The organism is Sphingobium sp. 15-1, from assembly GCF_013375535.1.
GTDB lineage: Bacteria > Pseudomonadota > Alphaproteobacteria > Sphingomonadales > Sphingomonadaceae > Sphingobium > Sphingobium aromaticivastans.
The window spans coordinates 478597-493018 of record NZ_JABXJG010000002.1 but is presented as its reverse complement, the minus strand read 5'-3'; the positions used below and the strand labels follow the sequence as shown (position 1 = coordinate 493018).

Genomic DNA, 14422 nt, shown 5'->3' with positions numbered 1-14422 from the left:
CAGGAGAATAGCAATGCCTCTTCGCTTTGTGGAACCCGCCGCTGAAGCATATCGGTATCCGCTGACGATCGGCCATCTCCTGGAGGCCGCGCTGCTGACCAGCGCGGATCAGCAGATCGTCTATCGGGATCGGCTGCGCTTCACCTATCGCGACCTGCGCGGGCGGGTCGGCCGGCTCGCCTCGTTGCTGACCGCCCTGGGCGCGGGGGAGGGCGACACCATCGCCGTGATGGACTGGGACAGCCATCGCTATCTGGAAGCCTATTTCGCCGTCCCGATGATGGGGGCGGTGCTCCAGACCGTGAATGTCAGGCTGCCGTCCGAACAGGTGGCTTACACGCTGGCGCATGCCGGCGCCCAGATATTGCTGGTCCATCGCGACTTCCTGCCGCTGCTCGCGGACTTTCGCGACCGTCTGCCCGCGTTGCGGACGATCGTGGTCATGCTGGATGGCGGGGATGACGCGCTGCCGGCCTTCGCGGCGGGCGAATATGAGGTCCTGCTGGAGCAGGCGTCGCCCGCCTTCGCCTTTCGCGATTTCGATGAGAATGCGGTCGCGACGACCTTCTACACCAGCGGCACGACGGGCAATCCCAAGGCGCTGTGCTTCACCCACCGGCAACTGGTCCTCCACACATTGGTGACTGCCCTGCCGTCGGGCTTGACGCAGAATGAAGCGATCAGCCTGGACGCGGTCTATATGCCGCTGACGCCGATGTTCCATGTCCATGCCTGGGGCATGCCCTATGTCGCCACGATGCTGGGGTGCAAGCAGGTCTATCCGGGCCGCTACGATCCCGCCTTGATCTGCGAGTTGCGGCGGCGCGAAGGGGTCACTTATTCGCACGGCGTGCCGACGGTGCTTCGCATGCTGCTGGACACCGCCGAAAGCACCGGCACCGACCTGACGGGCTGGACGATGGGCATTGGTGGATCGGCGCTCAGTCCCGCGCTCTACGAAGAGGGGCTGCGCCGGGGCATGAGGCTGGTTGCCGGCTATGGGATGTCGGAGACATGCCCGTCCATCTCCGTCGCCCGGCCGCCCGCCGGGGAAGCCGAGGATCGCAGTGAGCAAATCGCCGCGATGACCGGGGCGGGCATCACCTATCCGCTCGTCTACGCGAAGGTCGTCGACGAGGATATGCGCGAACTGCCGCGGGACGGACAGTCGCGGGGCGAGCTGGTCTTGCGCTCGCCCTGGCTGGCCTCCAGCTATCTGGGCGATGAAGCGGCGACCGAGGCGCTCTGGAAGGGCGGCTGGATGCATACCCAGGATGTCGCGACGATCGACAAGCATGGCCGCATCGCCATTTGCGACCGGCTGAAGGACGTGATCAAGTCAGGCGGGGAGTGGATCCCCTCGCTCGATCTGGAGCGGATCATCGCGCTGGTGCTGGGCGTTGGTGAAGTGGCCGTGGTCGGCGTGCCCGATGCGCGCTGGGGCGAGCGGCCGATCGCCGTCATCGTCCCGTCGGGGGAGGAACCCCTGTCGCTCGATGCCGTCAACGCGCCGCTTCAGGCCGCCTCGGCGCGCGGCGCGATCAGCCGCTATGCGCGCATCGACCGGATCGAATGCGTGGCCGCTTTGCCCAGGACGACCGTGGGAAAGATCGACAAGAAGGCGCTTCGCCGCCAGTTCGCTGACGGGCGCGGACAGGCATGAGCCCGGATGGCTTCAACAGGCGGGATGCCCGCGTAATGGCGCAATCGACGGACGCGTCGAACAGGTTTAGGAATGCATGATGACGCACGACAGGACAGACTTTCTCATCGATCGGAAGGATTTCCGGTCGACGGCCTGGCGGCAGGAACCGGCGGAGGAATTGCGGCCTGGGCAGGCGCGCCTGCGCATCGATCGCTTCGCCCTGACGGCGAACAACATCACCTATGCGGTGTTCGGTGAGAAGCTGCGTTACTGGGACTTCTTCCCGGCGCCCGACGGCTATGGCAGGCTGCCTGTCTGGGGCATGGCGGACGTGGCGGAAAGCCGGGCGGACGGGCTGGCCGCCGGTGAGCGGATTTACGGCTATTTCCCGATGTCGAGCGAATTGGTGGTGACGGTGGGCGACCTTACCGCCGCGGGCTTCGCTGACGCGTCGCCCTGGCGTTCCGAATTGTCGGCGGTCTACAACCGCTACTGGCGCATATCGGAGGACAAGGCCTTCGGATCGCCCAGGCTCGAAGCGTTGCAGTCCATCTTCCGGCCGCTTTTCGCGACTTCGTTCCTGATCACCGGCTTTCTGGTGGAGAATGGCTTTTTCGGCGCCCGGCAAGTGCTGATTTCGAGCGCGTCGAGCAAGACTTCTCTCGCGCTGGCCTGCCTGCTGAAGAACCGGTCCCGCGACGGGTTGCAGATCATTGGCCTGACCTCGGACTCGAACATGGGGTTCGTCGACGAAACCCGCTTTTACGACGATGTGATCGATTATGAGGCGGTCGGGACGCTTGCCGTCGCTCCCACCGTGTTCGGCGACATGGCTGGCAGCGCCCGGCTGCGTTCGGCCGTGCACCATCATTTCCAGGATGCGCTGCGCTATAGCTGCGCGGTGGGCAGTTCGCACTGGGAGGACCCGGGGCGGGCGTCGGGTCTTCCAGGCCCCCGGCCGACGATGTTCTTTGCCCCCGGCCATGTCGATGCGAAGGTCGCGATGTGGGGCGTGGAGGGCTATGAGAAACGCCTCAGCGAAGCCTGGGAACCCTTTGCCGACGCCGTGGACGGTTTGCTCGACATCTCCTTCCATTCGGGTCGGGAGGAGGTGGAGCGTCTGTATAATGCGGTGCTGGAAGGACAGTTTTCGCCAAGATTTGCGGCGATGGCCAGCATCCAGGATTGATACGGGACCATATCGTTACCAGTCCCTGCGAGACGCGACATTGGTCTGAGGCAAGTTGCTACCTGATAATCGCTGGATAACGTCATTATCGTCAGGACTGCTTCCGGACAAAAGTGCACCTACGATAATCGGGGTTGCCAGATGGATTTGAATTTCTCTGCATCAGAACGGGATTTCCGGGAAGAAGTACGCAACTTCATCCGGAAAAATCTTCCCTGTCGCCTTTCGGAAAAGGTCAGGCGCGGACAGCGACTGGAAAAGCGCGATTATGAGGAATGGCACGCCATCCTCCATGCGCGGGGCTGGCTGGCGGCGGCCTGGCCGGTCGAATGGGGCGGTACCGGCTGGAGCTATGTCGAGCGCCATATCTTCTCGATCGAGGCGGCGGCCGCCTTCGCGCCGCATATCCAGCCTTTCGGGCTGACAATGATCGGTCCGGTCCTGATCAAATATGGATCGGAGGAACAAAAGCGGCGCTGGCTGCCGCGCATCCTCGACGGCAGCGACTGGTGGTGCCAGGGCTATTCGGAACCCGGCGCCGGCTCGGACCTTGCCGCAGTGCGCACCACGGCGGTGCGCGACGGCGACGATTATATCGTCAACGGCCAGAAGACCTGGACGACGTACGGCCATTACGCGAATATGATCTTCTGCCTCGTCCGGACGGACCCTGCGGCGAAGAAGCAGGCCGGCATCTCCTTCCTCGTCATCGACATGGCCATGCCGGGCGTGGAGGTGCGTCCGATCATCACGCTCGACGGCGAGCATGAAGTGAACGAGATATTCTTCACCGATGTCCGGGTGCCCGCCGCCCATTTGATCGGAGAGGAAAATAGCGGCTGGACCTACGCGAAATATCTGCTGACGCATGAGCGCACCGGCGCGGCGTTCGTCGGGGAATCGCTGGCCGAGCTGGGGCGCCTGAGACATCAGGCGCGCACTCTGGCGAAGGACGGCAAGCCGCTTTGCGAGGACAGGATGTTCGCCACGCGGCTGGCCCGGCTGGAGATTGACCTCGACAATCTGCAGGTCACCACACTGCGCATCCTGGCCGCCTCGGCCGAAGGCGCCGCGCCGATGGCGGAAAGCGCGATGCTCAAGATCCGCGGCAGCGAACTGCGCCAGGACATCGCCTCGCTCGCCCGCCGCGCGCTGGGCCCCTATGCGCAGCTCCACATAGCGGGGGCATTGGAGGAGGGGTTTTCCGGCGCTGTGCCCGGGCCGCCCTGGGCCACCGCCGCCACCGTCGAATATCTGAACGGCCGCAAGCATTCGATCTATGCCGGATCGAACGAGGTGCAGCGCGGCATCATCACCAAAACGATGCTGGAGCTTTGACGACCATGAATTTCCAGCATGATGAAGAACGGCGGATGCTGGCCGACACCGTCGAACGCTATCTGTCCGATCGCTACGGCATGGAGGCGCGGCTAGAGGCCGCCCGGTCCGCCATAGGCTATTCGCCGCTCCATTGGAGCGCCCTGTCGGAAATGGGCGTGATCGGCGCCCTGTTCAGCGAAGAGGCCGGCGGGTTCGGCGGCACCGGCTTCGATATTGCCGTACTGTTCGAACAATTCGGCCGCTTCCTCCTCGTCGAGCCGTTTTTGGCGGTTCTGATCGCTGGCCGCGTCATGGGCCGGGAACTGCCGGAAGACTTGCTTTCGGGCCGGCGCATGCTGACCTGCGCGCATCAGGAGCCTGGCAGCTACCGGCTCGACCGGGTGTCGGCCACCGCCCGCCGCGCTGCGGATGGCTGGCGGCTGGACGGGCGGAAAGCCGTCGTGCCGCATCTTGGCGCGGCTGCTGGGATATTGGTGCCGGCGATGACGGCCTCGGGTCTTTCCCTCTTCCTGGTCGAGCCGCATGCCGTGGGCGTGACGGTGGAGGACTATGCGCTGATCGATGGCGGCCGGGCCGGGGACCTTCGTCTGGACGCGGCTCCCGGCCGTCTGGTGGGCCTGGAGGGCAAGGCGCTTCCCGTGCTGGAAGAGGCGGTGGCCGCCGGCATCGTCGCCCTGTGCTGGGAAGCCGTCGGCATCATGGACGTGATCAAGGCGTCGACCATCGACTATATGCGCACCCGCACGCAGTTCGGCGTTCCGATCGGCAGTTTCCAGGCGCTGCAACATCGCATGGCGACGGTCGCCCTGGACATAGAGCAGGCCCGTTCGGCGGCCATTCGCGCCGCCGCATCGCTGCAAGACCCCCGCCTTGACCGCGAGCGGGCCGTGTCGGCGGCGAAGTTCACGATCGGCCGGACCGGACTGACCGTCGCGGAGGAGGCGATCCAGATTCATGGCGGCATCGGCATGACCATGGAACTGCCGCTGTCGCATTATGCCAAGCGCCTGATGATGATCGGCCATCAGCTCGGGGACGAGGATCATCATCTCGAACGCTTCATCGACCTTGGCCGCTTGGCCTGAACCTTATCATCGATCACATCCGGAGCTGTCATGTCCGTCATCACCACTCGCCGGAACGGCGACGTCCTTCTTGTCATGTCCGACAATCCGCCGGTCAACGCTCTGGGCTTTGCCGTGCGAAGCGGGCTCGTCTCCGCCTTGGACGAGGCCGCAGCCGATGATGCGGTCAAAGCGGTGGTCATCATCGCGCAGGGCCGGACCTTCTTCGCGGGCGCGGACATCACAGAATTCGGGCAGCCCATCAGGGAACCCGAACTCGGCGCGGTCTGCGACGCGATCGAGGGATCGGCCAAGCCGGTGATCGCGGCGATCCACGGAACCGCGCTGGGCGGCGGGCTGGAGGTCGCGCTGGCCTGTCACTATCGCATCGCCGTGCCCGGCGCGCGCCTGGGGCTGCCGGAGGTCAAGCTGGGCCTGCTGCCCGGCGCGGGCGGAACCCAGCGGCTCCCCCGCGTCGTCGGCGTCGCGGAGGCGTTGCCGATCATCCTGTTCGGTGATCCGGTGAGCGCGGGCAAGGCGCTGGCCATCGGACTGATCGACCGGCTGGCGGGAGAGGCCAGTCTGGAGGAGGATGCCGTGTCGCTGGCGCGGGCCGCCATCGGCAAGCCATTGCCTGTGTCCCGGGCGCGCCGGGACAGGATCGATTCCGGCGACGTCGCGCTCGTCGCGCCGTTCCAGGAAGTCCATGCGCGCCGTTTCAAGAATTTCGAGGCGCCCGCCGCCTGCGCCAAGGCGATCGAAGCAGCGGTCGAGCTGCCGTTCGAACAGGGCGTCGCGCTGGAACGCGCGCTTTTCATGCAATTGCTTTCCGGTACCCAATCCGCCGCGATGCGGCACTTGTTCTTCGCGGAGCGCGCCGCCGCCAGGATCGACGATATTCCCGCTTCGACCCCGCTGCTGCCGGTGGCGAAGATAGGCATTCTGGGCGCCGGGACCATGGGCGGCGGCATCGCCATGAACTTCCTGTCGGCGGGCATTCCGGTGACGCTGGTCGAACGCGAGCAGGCCGCGCTCGACCGGGGCGTGGCGATCATCCGCGGCAATTATGAGGCGACGGCCCGCAAGGGACGGATGAGCGCCGCCCAGGTCGAGGCGGCGATGGCGCTGTTGACGCCCAGCCTGCGCATGGAGGAGCTGGCGGACAGCGACCTGGTGATCGAAGCCGTTTTCGAACTGATGGCGGTCAAGAAGGAGGTGTTCGCCAAGCTGGACGCGATCGTCAAGCCGGGCGCGATCCTCGCCACCAACACCTCCTTCCTCGACGTCGATGAGATAGCCTCCGCCACCACGCGCCCGCAGGATGTGATCGGCCTGCATTTCTTCTCGCCCGCCAATGTCATGAAGCTGCTGGAGGTCGTCCGCGGGGGAAAGACTGCGCCTTCGGTGCTGGCGACCGCGATGGCGTTGGCGAAAAGGATCGGCAAGATCGCCGTCGTCTCGGGCGTCTGCCACGGCTTCATCGGCAACCGGATGCTGGAGCCGCGCCAGGCGCAGGCCGATGCGCTTGTCCTGGAAGGCGCGAAGCCAGCGGATGTCGATCAGGTGCTGCTGGATTTCGGCTTCCCGATGGGGCCGTTCCAGATGCTCGATCTCGCGGGGCTGGATCTGGGCTGGGAAGCGGAGAAATCGGCGGGCCGCAGCGTGCAGGAGATATTGTGCGAACGGGGACGGCGCGGCCAGAAGACCGGCAAGGGCTATTATGACTATGACGAGAAGCGCCAGCGCGCTCCCTCGGCGGAGGTCGAGCGGATTATCACCGATTTCGCGGCCAGCCGGAACATCCCGCAGCGCCAGATCGACCGGCAGGAAATATTGGAGCGCCTGCTCTATCCGATGATCAATGAAGGCGCGCTGATCCTGGAAGAGGGCATGGCGCAGCGCGCGTCCGACATCGATACCGTCTGGCTCAACGGCTATGGCTGGCCGGCCTATACCGGGGGGCCAATGTTCTGGGCGGGCACGGTCGGGCTGGATGCGGTCGTCGCCGGACTGCGCCGCCATGCCGACAGGATCGGCGGTCTGCGGCTTTCCTCGCTCCTCGTCGACAAGGCTGACAAGGGCGAAGCCTTCTGACCTTCCAGGATCGCACGGCGGACCCGCCGGCGATCCACAGTAGCGGAGACATGAATATGCGCGATGCCGTCATCGTATCAACCGCCCGCACGCCGATCGGCCGGGCCTATCGCGGCGCTTTCAACATCACCCCCGCGCCCACCGTCGCGGCGCATGCGATCCGGGCGGCCGTCGCCCGCTCCGGCGTCGATCCGGCGGAAATCCAGGACGTGCTGATCGGCGCCTCGATCCAGCAGGGGCACCAATATATCATCGGGCGCACGGCGGCTCTGCGGGCCGGACTGCCCGTCAGCGTTGCGGGCATGTCGATCGATCGGCAATGCAGTTCCGGGCTGATGACGATCGCGACGGCGGCGAAGCAGATCATCGTCGACCGGATGGACGTCGTCGTCGCGGGCGGCGTCGAATCCATCTCGCTCGTGCAGACGCCGGACATGCGCGTGGAGGCCGATCCGGAGCTGGTGGCGATGCATGAGGATATTTTCATGCCGATGATCGACACCGCCGAAATCGTCGCCAATCGCTATGGCGTCGGCCGCGAGGCGCAGGACGCCTATGCGCTGCAATCGCAGCAGCGGACGGCGGCGGCGCAGGCTGCGGGCCGGTTCGATGCCGAGATCGTTCCCGTCACCGCCACCATGGCCGTGACCGATCGCGCCAGTGGGGAGATTTCGCGCCAGACGATCGAACTCGCCCGGGACGAGGGCAATCGGCCGGACACCAGGATGGAGGGGCTGAGCGCGCTCAAGCCGGTCCGCGAGGGCGGCGTGATCACGGCCGGCAACGCCAGCCAGCTCTCGGACGGCGCGTCGGCCTGCGTCGTCATGGAGGCTCGTTTGGCCGAGCAGCGGGGCCTGACGCCGCTTGGCCGTTATGTCGGCATGGCGGTCGCGGGCACCAAGCCCGATGAGATGGGGATCGGCCCGGTCTTCGCGGTTCCCGAATTGCTCCAGCGCTTCGGTCTGAAGATGGACGACATCGGCCTGTGGGAGCTGAATGAGGCCTTCGCGGTCCAGGTGATCTATTGCCGCGACCGGCTGGGCATCCCGGATGAGCTGCTGAACGTTGATGGCGGCGCGATCTCGATCGGTCATCCCTATGGCATGTCGGGCGCCCGCATGGTCGGCCACGCGCTGATCGAAGGAAAGCGCCGGCGCGCGCGCCATGTCGTCGTCACCATGTGCGTGGGCGGCGGCATGGGCGCGGCCGGACTGTTCGAGGTTCTTTGAGAGGGCGGGCCATGACGAAGAGACTGGCGGGAAAGGTCGCGCTCATCACGGGCGGGACCAGCGGGATCGGGGAGGCGACCGTTCGCCTGTTCGTGGATCAGCGCGCGTCGGTCATGATCGCCGGGCGCTCCGACAAGGGGCATGAGCTGGCCGCCGAACTGGGCGAAGGCGTTGCCTTCGTTCAGGGCGACATCGCCGGCGAGAAGGCGGTCGAAGCGGCCATCGCCGCCACCCGGTCCCGCTTCGGGCGGCTGGACATCCTCTTCAACAATGCCGGGTCCGGCACGCCGGGCGATGTCGAGTCGATTACCGGGGCAGACTTCGCCACGTCGATGGACCTGCTGCTGGGAAGCGTCCTTTTCGGCATGAAGCACGCCGCGCCGGTGATGCGGGCGCAAGGCGGCGGCCGGATCATCAACACGACCAGCGTCGCCGGGCTGCGCGGCCATATGGGCGACTATCTCTACAGCATCGCGAAAGCGGGCGTCGCGCATGCGACGCGCCTTGCCGCGATCGAGTTGGGCGGCCATGGCATCACGGTGAACAGCATCGCGCCGGGCGCGGTCGCGACGCCGATCTTCTTCGGCGGGTCAGCCGCGGCGGCATCGCTCGAACCTGGTCATGCCGCCGCCAAACTGGCGAAACTGGAAGCCGCGCTCGCCAAGGCCACGCCCGTGAGGCGCAGTGGCACGCCCGATGACATCGCCCGCGCGGCTGTTTATCTTGCCGGGGAGGAAGGACGGCATGTGAACGGCCATGAGCTGGTGGTGGACGGCGGAATGATCGCGGGCGGGCGCGTCAATTACGAATGATGCCCGCCATCGGTGAGGGCAAACAAGACCCGCACTTTGCCCGGACTCGCCATTGTTGGCATCGGCGGGAGGATTAGGTTTCGAGCGATGGCAATGAACGAGAGGCCCCTGATGACGACCCAAAGCGATAACAGCGCAATCCGTTATGTCGATGTGCCGGGCGCCGCGCTTGGCTATGAAGTGATCGGAGAGGGATCGGGAAAACCGCCGCTCGTCATGATCCATGGCTATTCGCTGCGGTCGACCGGACCGCTCTACCGGGATCTGTACGGCCATCTCCAGCAAGCCTTCACCATCTACGCGCTCGATACGCGAGGCCATGGAGCGTCCGCGCATCTGGTCGAGGGATGGACCTTCACGCAAATGGCGGATGACATCGCGGCCGCCGTTTCCAATCTCGGCCTGTCGGGCGCCGTGCATGCCGGCCATTCCTATGGGGGGTTCATGGGGCTCCTCACCGAACTCCATCATCCCGGCACCTTCCGGGCGCTCAGCCTGTTGGCGCCGGCGGCGGCGAGCGGCGGGGGCGCCACCCCTGACGAGGTAAAGGCCACCATCTCGACCAAGGGCCAGGACCGGGAGACGATGGAGCCCTTGTTCGCCGGCATGTACATGCGCCCGCCCGCCGCCGGCCAGTTCGGGCATGTCCTCGATGCCGTCGTGATGATGGACCTCAAGGTTCATAAAACCTATTTCTGGCACGAATATCCGTCGATCAACATCACCGACAGGCTTTCCGAGATCAGCCTGCCGGTGCTGGGCGTCACGGGCGGGCGGGACGTTATCGTCAGCAATGACGAGCAGCGCGCCACCCTTCGGCCGCTGCCGAATTCCAAGGAGGTCTGCTTCTCGACCGAAGGCCATATGCTGCCGCTGGAAGCGCCCGAGCTTGCCGCCCGCGAAGTCATCCGGTTCGTGCAGGATCTTGGCTGATCGCCGGACCGATGATCGGCGCCCGCCGGATTGTCTCCGGCGGGCGCGCCCATGCGTTACCCCTTTCGGAGCTTCGCCGCCATGACGTCCTCCCAGCCCGTGCCCCAGCTCGCCCTCTACCGCGAATGGCTCCGCCAGTCGGTTGGGCTGAGCTTCCAGGATTATGAGGCGATGTGGCGCTGGTCCGTCACGGACCTCGACGCCTTCTGGCGAAGCATCTGGGCCTATAACCGGATCGAATCCCCGACGCCTTTCGAAAAGGTGCTGGGGGAGGAGAAGATGCCGGGCGCGACTTGGTTCGAAGGCGCCCGGGTCAATTATGCGCGGCATGTCTTCCGTCATGTCGAGGCCGCCGACGCCGCCGGGCAGCCTGCGATCATTGCCGAAAATGAAGCGGGCGAGGTTCGCCGGATCGGCTGGGGCGAGCTGAGGCGCCAGGCTTATGCGCTCGCCGTCGCATTGCGGGAGCATGGGGTCGTTGCCGGAGACCGCGTCGCCGCCTATCTGCCCAACGGTCCGGAAGCGGTGATAGCGTTCCTCGCTTGCTCAAGCCTGGGCGCGATCTGGAGCCTTTGCGCGCCGGATATGGGCGCGCAGGCCGTGCTCGACCGTTTCGCCCAGATCGAACCGAAGGTGCTGATCGCCGTGGACGGCGTGCGCTATGCCGGGAAGTCGCTGGACCGAAGCGCATTCCTGTCGGAGCTGCGCGCGTCCTTGCCAAGCGTCACCGCCCTGCTCTTGATCGAAACCCCTTATGCCGAACGACGAGTGCCCGCCGAAATGCAGTTCGCGGCGGTCGCCGCCCGCGACGATGCCGCCGTGTGGGCGTTCGAGCCGGAATGGCTGGACTTCAGCCATCCGATCTGGATCCTCTATTCGAGCGGCACGACGGGCAAGCCGAAGGCGATCGTCCATGGGCAGGGGGGCGTGCTTGTCTCCGCCCTGGTCAACATCCTGCACAAGGACCACGGCCCCAGTTACAGCGAGAATAATTTCGCGGAACGTTTCCACTGGTTCACGTCGACCGGCTGGGTGATGTGGAATGCCCAGGTCGAGGGACTGCTTTCCGGAACGACCATCTGCCTGTTCGACGGCAGCCCGAGCGGCACGAAGGACCGGCCCGATTGGGGCGTGCTGTGGCGTTTCGCGGCGCGCCACAAGGTCACGTTCCTGGGGGCGGGAGCCGCCTATCACGGCAATTGCATGAAGGCGGGCCTGGACCTCGATCGCTGCGGCGACCTCTCCTCGATCCGGGCGCTGGGCGCCACCGGATCGCCCCTGCCGGAAGAGGTGCAGCTCTGGGCGCAGCGGCAATTCGAGCGGATCGGAACGCCCGATCTCTGGTGGTACAATGTCTCGGGCGGCACCGATCTCAGCGGCGCCTTCTGCACCGGCAATCGGGAGCTTCCGCTGATAGCGGGCCGGCTGCAATGCCGTGAACTCGGTTCCGCCGTCGAAGCCTGGAATGACAGCGGCGAGGCGGTGATCGATCAGGTCGGTGAGCTGGTCTGCGTCAGGCCGGCGCCCGGCATGCCGCTCTATTTCTGGGGAGACCGGGACGATCAGCGATATTCATCCAGCTATTTCGAAAAATATCCGGGCATCTGGTGCCATGGCGACTGGATCAGGATACTCCCGGACGGCAGTTGCATCATCTACGGGCGGAGCGATGCGACGATCAACCGGCATGGCGTCCGGATGGGCACCAGCGAAATCTACAATTGCGTGGAAGCGATTCCGGAAGTGTTGGATTCCATGGTGCTGGACCTGCAATTTCTGGGACAGGACGGGCGATTGCTGCTGTTTGTCGTGCTGCGGGAGGGACAGGCGCTTGATCAGGCGCTCGCCACGCGGATCGGTGACGCGATCCGCACGGGCCTGTCGCCGCGCTTCCTGCCGGATGACATCATCTGCGCGCCCGAGATTCCCAGGACGCTTTCGGGCAAGAAGCAGGAAGTCCCGATGAAGAAGCTGTTCTTAGGGCAGGATGCCGCTTCCGTCCTGAGCCGGGAAGCGATGTCGAACCCGCATGTGGTGGACTGGTATATCGCCAAGGCTGCACAGTTTCGAGGCAATTGATCCGGCCTCCCGCCAAGAATACGCACCAGGAGGATGAAGGGCATGGGAAAATTGAGCGGCAAGAACGCCGTCATCACCGGCGGGTCGAGTGGCATAGGACTGGCCAGCGCCAAGCTCTTCGTCGAGGAAGGCGCGCGGGTATTCATCACCAGCCGCCGGCAAGAGGAGCTGGACCGCGCCGTTTCAACCATTGGCGGCGCGATCACGGCCATTCGCGCGGACGTCGCCAGCATGCCGGACCTCGATCGGCTTTACGAGACCGTGGGCAATGCCGGGCGCATCGACATTCTTTTCGCCAATGCCGGAGTTGGCGACATCGCGCCGATGGCGGAGGTGGACGAAGCGCATGTCGACAAGATCTTCGGCGTCAATGTCAAAGGCGTGATCTTCAGCGTGCAAAAGGCATTGCCGCTGTTCAACGATGGCGGCTCGATCATCTTCACCGGCTCCGTCGCCGGGACAAAGGCGACGCCGACATTCGGAATCTATGGCGCCAGCAAGGCCGCGGTACGCAATCTGGCCCGTACCCTGACGCTTGAACTGAAGGACCGGGGCATTCGCGTGAATGTCTTGAGTCCAGGGCCGACGGATACGCCGATTTTCCAACATCATTCGCCCGAAACAATCGCCAGGCTGGTGGCAAGCATTCCGATCGGCAGATTGGGACGCAGCGAGGAGATCGCCAAGGCGGCTCTATTCCTGGCGTCGGATGATTCCAGCTTTATCGCGGGCGTGGAATTATTCGCGGATGGCGGACGGGCTCAGATCTGATCCCGCTGGGCATCCGCCGGTCGCCAATCTGTGTTTTCATGGCTCGGCATCGGTTGCGAGATCGAACGTGGCGCGATCGAGCGTCTGCCCATTGACGACAAGCTCCACCACATGCGTGCCCGCATGATGGCGGCGCGTGCTGAAGTCCCGGATCGTCTGCTGGATGTTCAGACGGGCGGCTTTGCCGGGCGCGAGATCGAAGGTCCGCAGCTTGAAAGTCTTCGCTGCCGTCTTGCCGGCGGCGCGCGCATAATGAAGGCGGTAATCCACGACCAGCCGCTGGGGCCGGTCGGACGTGGAGGCGAGGTCGACGCCGATGGCGATCCTGTCGCCCAACCGCACGACGTCCGGCGCGACCGAAAAATGGCGGACCTCCACCTCTGCACGGGAACCGGCGCCGATCAGCGCCAATGCGCGGGACTCCCCCTGCTTGATCAGCGTGCGCAAGGCGTGGCGAATGATCCACTTCGTCCCCGGATCGTCTTGCGGCCACTGGTCCAGGCGATCGAGCACCCAATCGGGACGATCCTTGGCGATGTCGTTGAGATGGTTCGCCACGGATTTGCGGACATAGACGCTGGGATCGCTCCTCAACGCCTCCAGGATCGGCGCGCCCAGCGTCGGGTCGCGCTTCAACGCCGTCACGCGCGTCGCCCAGGGCAGTCTGGGACGGCAGCCCTCGCTGGCCAGGCGGCGCACATGTTCGTCCTTACTCCCGCTCCAGCCCAGCATGACGGCCAGGGTCCGCCGGGCATCCTGTTCGAGAAATGGCCGGATGGCGAATTCGGCGGAGCCAAAGCGCGTAAGGTCCGCCAAGGCCGCCATCGACCGGTCGAAATCATGAAGGCCATGGCGGGCGACATATTCGCACAGCGCGACGGCCTGGAAGCCGTGCGACAGATGGGGCGCCATTGCGCGTATGACCTCCAGCGCCGCCGCGTAACCGGCCGGCAGAGCGGGCGCCAAAGCGTCGGCAATATGGCGGACGCGCTCGATGATCGACAGCGCCGTAAGGCCCTCGCCAGCCTTCGCCATAAACAGGGCATCATCGAAGCGCGGCGAGGCGAGCCGGCCCGCTTCCGCGATCCTCGCCAATGCTTGCGGGCCGAGTATATCCTTCAGAAGAGCGGGAGAAGCCGCATCCGTCATAAATTGTCTATCCTCCGCTTGGCCAGGGGCATGCGCTGCCCTGTCCCGTTCGTCGATGTCCCGTTCGTCGATCTTGGCCATCGCCGCAAGGCTGCTCCGCGTTGCCCGCATGCGAA

11 protein-coding genes are annotated in these 14422 nt (G+C 65.3%); 10 read left to right on the top strand and 1 reads right to left on the bottom strand.

Annotated features, from left to right (window positions below; genetic code table 11):
• The first annotated feature begins 13 nt into the window (after positions 1–13).
• The 10 genes from HUK72_RS18445 (at position 14) to HUK72_RS18400 (ending at position 13157) form a co-directional block, all read left to right on the top strand.
• The gene (locus HUK72_RS18445) at positions 14–1663 is read left to right on the top strand and encodes a fatty acid--CoA ligase (RefSeq protein ID WP_176598247.1); all 1650 of its coding nucleotides are present in this window, start codon (positions 14–16) and stop codon (positions 1661–1663) included.
• A 76-nt stretch (positions 1664–1739) separates the two neighbouring features.
• On the top strand, positions 1740–2834 hold the full coding sequence (locus HUK72_RS18440) for a DUF2855 family protein (protein WP_176598246.1): 1095 nt from the start codon (positions 1740–1742) through the stop codon (positions 2832–2834).
• A gap of 141 nt (positions 2835–2975) precedes the next feature.
• Complete coding sequence (locus tag HUK72_RS18435; RefSeq protein ID WP_176598245.1) at positions 2976–4172, top strand: acyl-CoA dehydrogenase family protein; 1197 nt, start codon at positions 2976–2978, stop codon at positions 4170–4172.
• A gap of 5 nt (positions 4173–4177) precedes the next feature.
• Positions 4178–5260, top strand: coding sequence for an acyl-CoA dehydrogenase family protein (locus tag HUK72_RS18430; protein ID WP_176598244.1), 1083 nt, complete (start codon positions 4178–4180; stop codon positions 5258–5260).
• Between the two features lie 30 nt (positions 5261–5290).
• A complete protein-coding gene (locus HUK72_RS18425; RefSeq protein WP_176598243.1) occupies positions 5291–7333 on the top strand; it encodes a 3-hydroxyacyl-CoA dehydrogenase NAD-binding domain-containing protein in 2043 nt (680 codons plus the stop codon).
• 56 nt (positions 7334–7389) lie between these two features.
• Positions 7390–8562, top strand: a complete 1173-nt coding sequence (locus HUK72_RS18420) for an acetyl-CoA C-acyltransferase (RefSeq protein WP_176598242.1) — start codon at positions 7390–7392, stop codon at positions 8560–8562.
• Positions 8563–8573: 11 nt separating this feature from the next.
• Positions 8574–9374 carry an SDR family NAD(P)-dependent oxidoreductase gene (locus HUK72_RS18415; RefSeq protein ID WP_176598241.1) on the top strand — a complete coding sequence of 267 codons (801 nt, stop codon included), beginning with the start codon at positions 8574–8576 and terminating at the stop codon, positions 9372–9374.
• 111 nt (positions 9375–9485) lie between these two features.
• A complete protein-coding gene (locus tag HUK72_RS18410; RefSeq protein ID WP_176598240.1) occupies positions 9486–10307 on the top strand; it encodes an alpha/beta fold hydrolase in 822 nt (273 codons plus the stop codon).
• 51 nt (positions 10308–10358) lie between these two features.
• Positions 10359–12386, top strand: a complete 2028-nt coding sequence (locus HUK72_RS18405; RefSeq protein WP_218036172.1) for an acetoacetate--CoA ligase — start codon at positions 10359–10361, stop codon at positions 12384–12386.
• A gap of 42 nt (positions 12387–12428) precedes the next feature.
• Positions 12429–13157, top strand: a complete 729-nt coding sequence (locus tag HUK72_RS18400) for a glucose 1-dehydrogenase (RefSeq protein ID WP_176598239.1) — start codon at positions 12429–12431, stop codon at positions 13155–13157.
• A 36-nt stretch (positions 13158–13193) separates the two neighbouring features.
• On the opposite strand, the gene HUK72_RS18395 is transcribed toward HUK72_RS18400, so the two are convergent.
• Positions 13194–14417, bottom strand: a complete 1224-nt coding sequence (locus HUK72_RS18395; protein WP_255325866.1) for a DNA alkylation repair protein — start codon at positions 14415–14417, stop codon at positions 13194–13196.
• Positions 14418–14422: the final 5 nt, after the last annotated feature.

Bases quoted from the DNA above. Each gene is read 5' to 3' on its own strand.
- HUK72_RS18445 (WP_176598247.1), top strand. From the start codon at position 14: ATGCCTCTTCGCTTTGTGGAACCCGCCGCTGAAGCATATCGGTATCCG.
- HUK72_RS18440 (WP_176598246.1), top strand. From the start codon at position 1,740: ATGATGACGCACGACAGGACAGACTTTCTCATCGATCGGAAGGATTTC.
- HUK72_RS18435 (WP_176598245.1), top strand. From the start codon at position 2,976: ATGGATTTGAATTTCTCTGCATCAGAACGGGATTTCCGGGAAGAAGTA.
- HUK72_RS18430 (WP_176598244.1), top strand. From the start codon at position 4,178: ATGAATTTCCAGCATGATGAAGAACGGCGGATGCTGGCCGACACCGTC.
- HUK72_RS18425 (WP_176598243.1), top strand. From the start codon at position 5,291: ATGTCCGTCATCACCACTCGCCGGAACGGCGACGTCCTTCTTGTCATG.
- HUK72_RS18420 (WP_176598242.1), top strand. From the start codon at position 7,390: ATGCGCGATGCCGTCATCGTATCAACCGCCCGCACGCCGATCGGCCGG.
- HUK72_RS18415 (WP_176598241.1), top strand. From the start codon at position 8,574: ATGACGAAGAGACTGGCGGGAAAGGTCGCGCTCATCACGGGCGGGACC.
- HUK72_RS18410 (WP_176598240.1), top strand. From the start codon at position 9,486: ATGACGACCCAAAGCGATAACAGCGCAATCCGTTATGTCGATGTGCCG.
- HUK72_RS18405 (WP_218036172.1), top strand. From the start codon at position 10,359: ATGCGTTACCCCTTTCGGAGCTTCGCCGCCATGACGTCCTCCCAGCCC.
- HUK72_RS18400 (WP_176598239.1), top strand. From the start codon at position 12,429: ATGGGAAAATTGAGCGGCAAGAACGCCGTCATCACCGGCGGGTCGAGT.
- HUK72_RS18395 (WP_255325866.1), bottom strand. From the start codon at position 14,417: ATGCGGGCAACGCGGAGCAGCCTTGCGGCGATGGCCAAGATCGACGAA.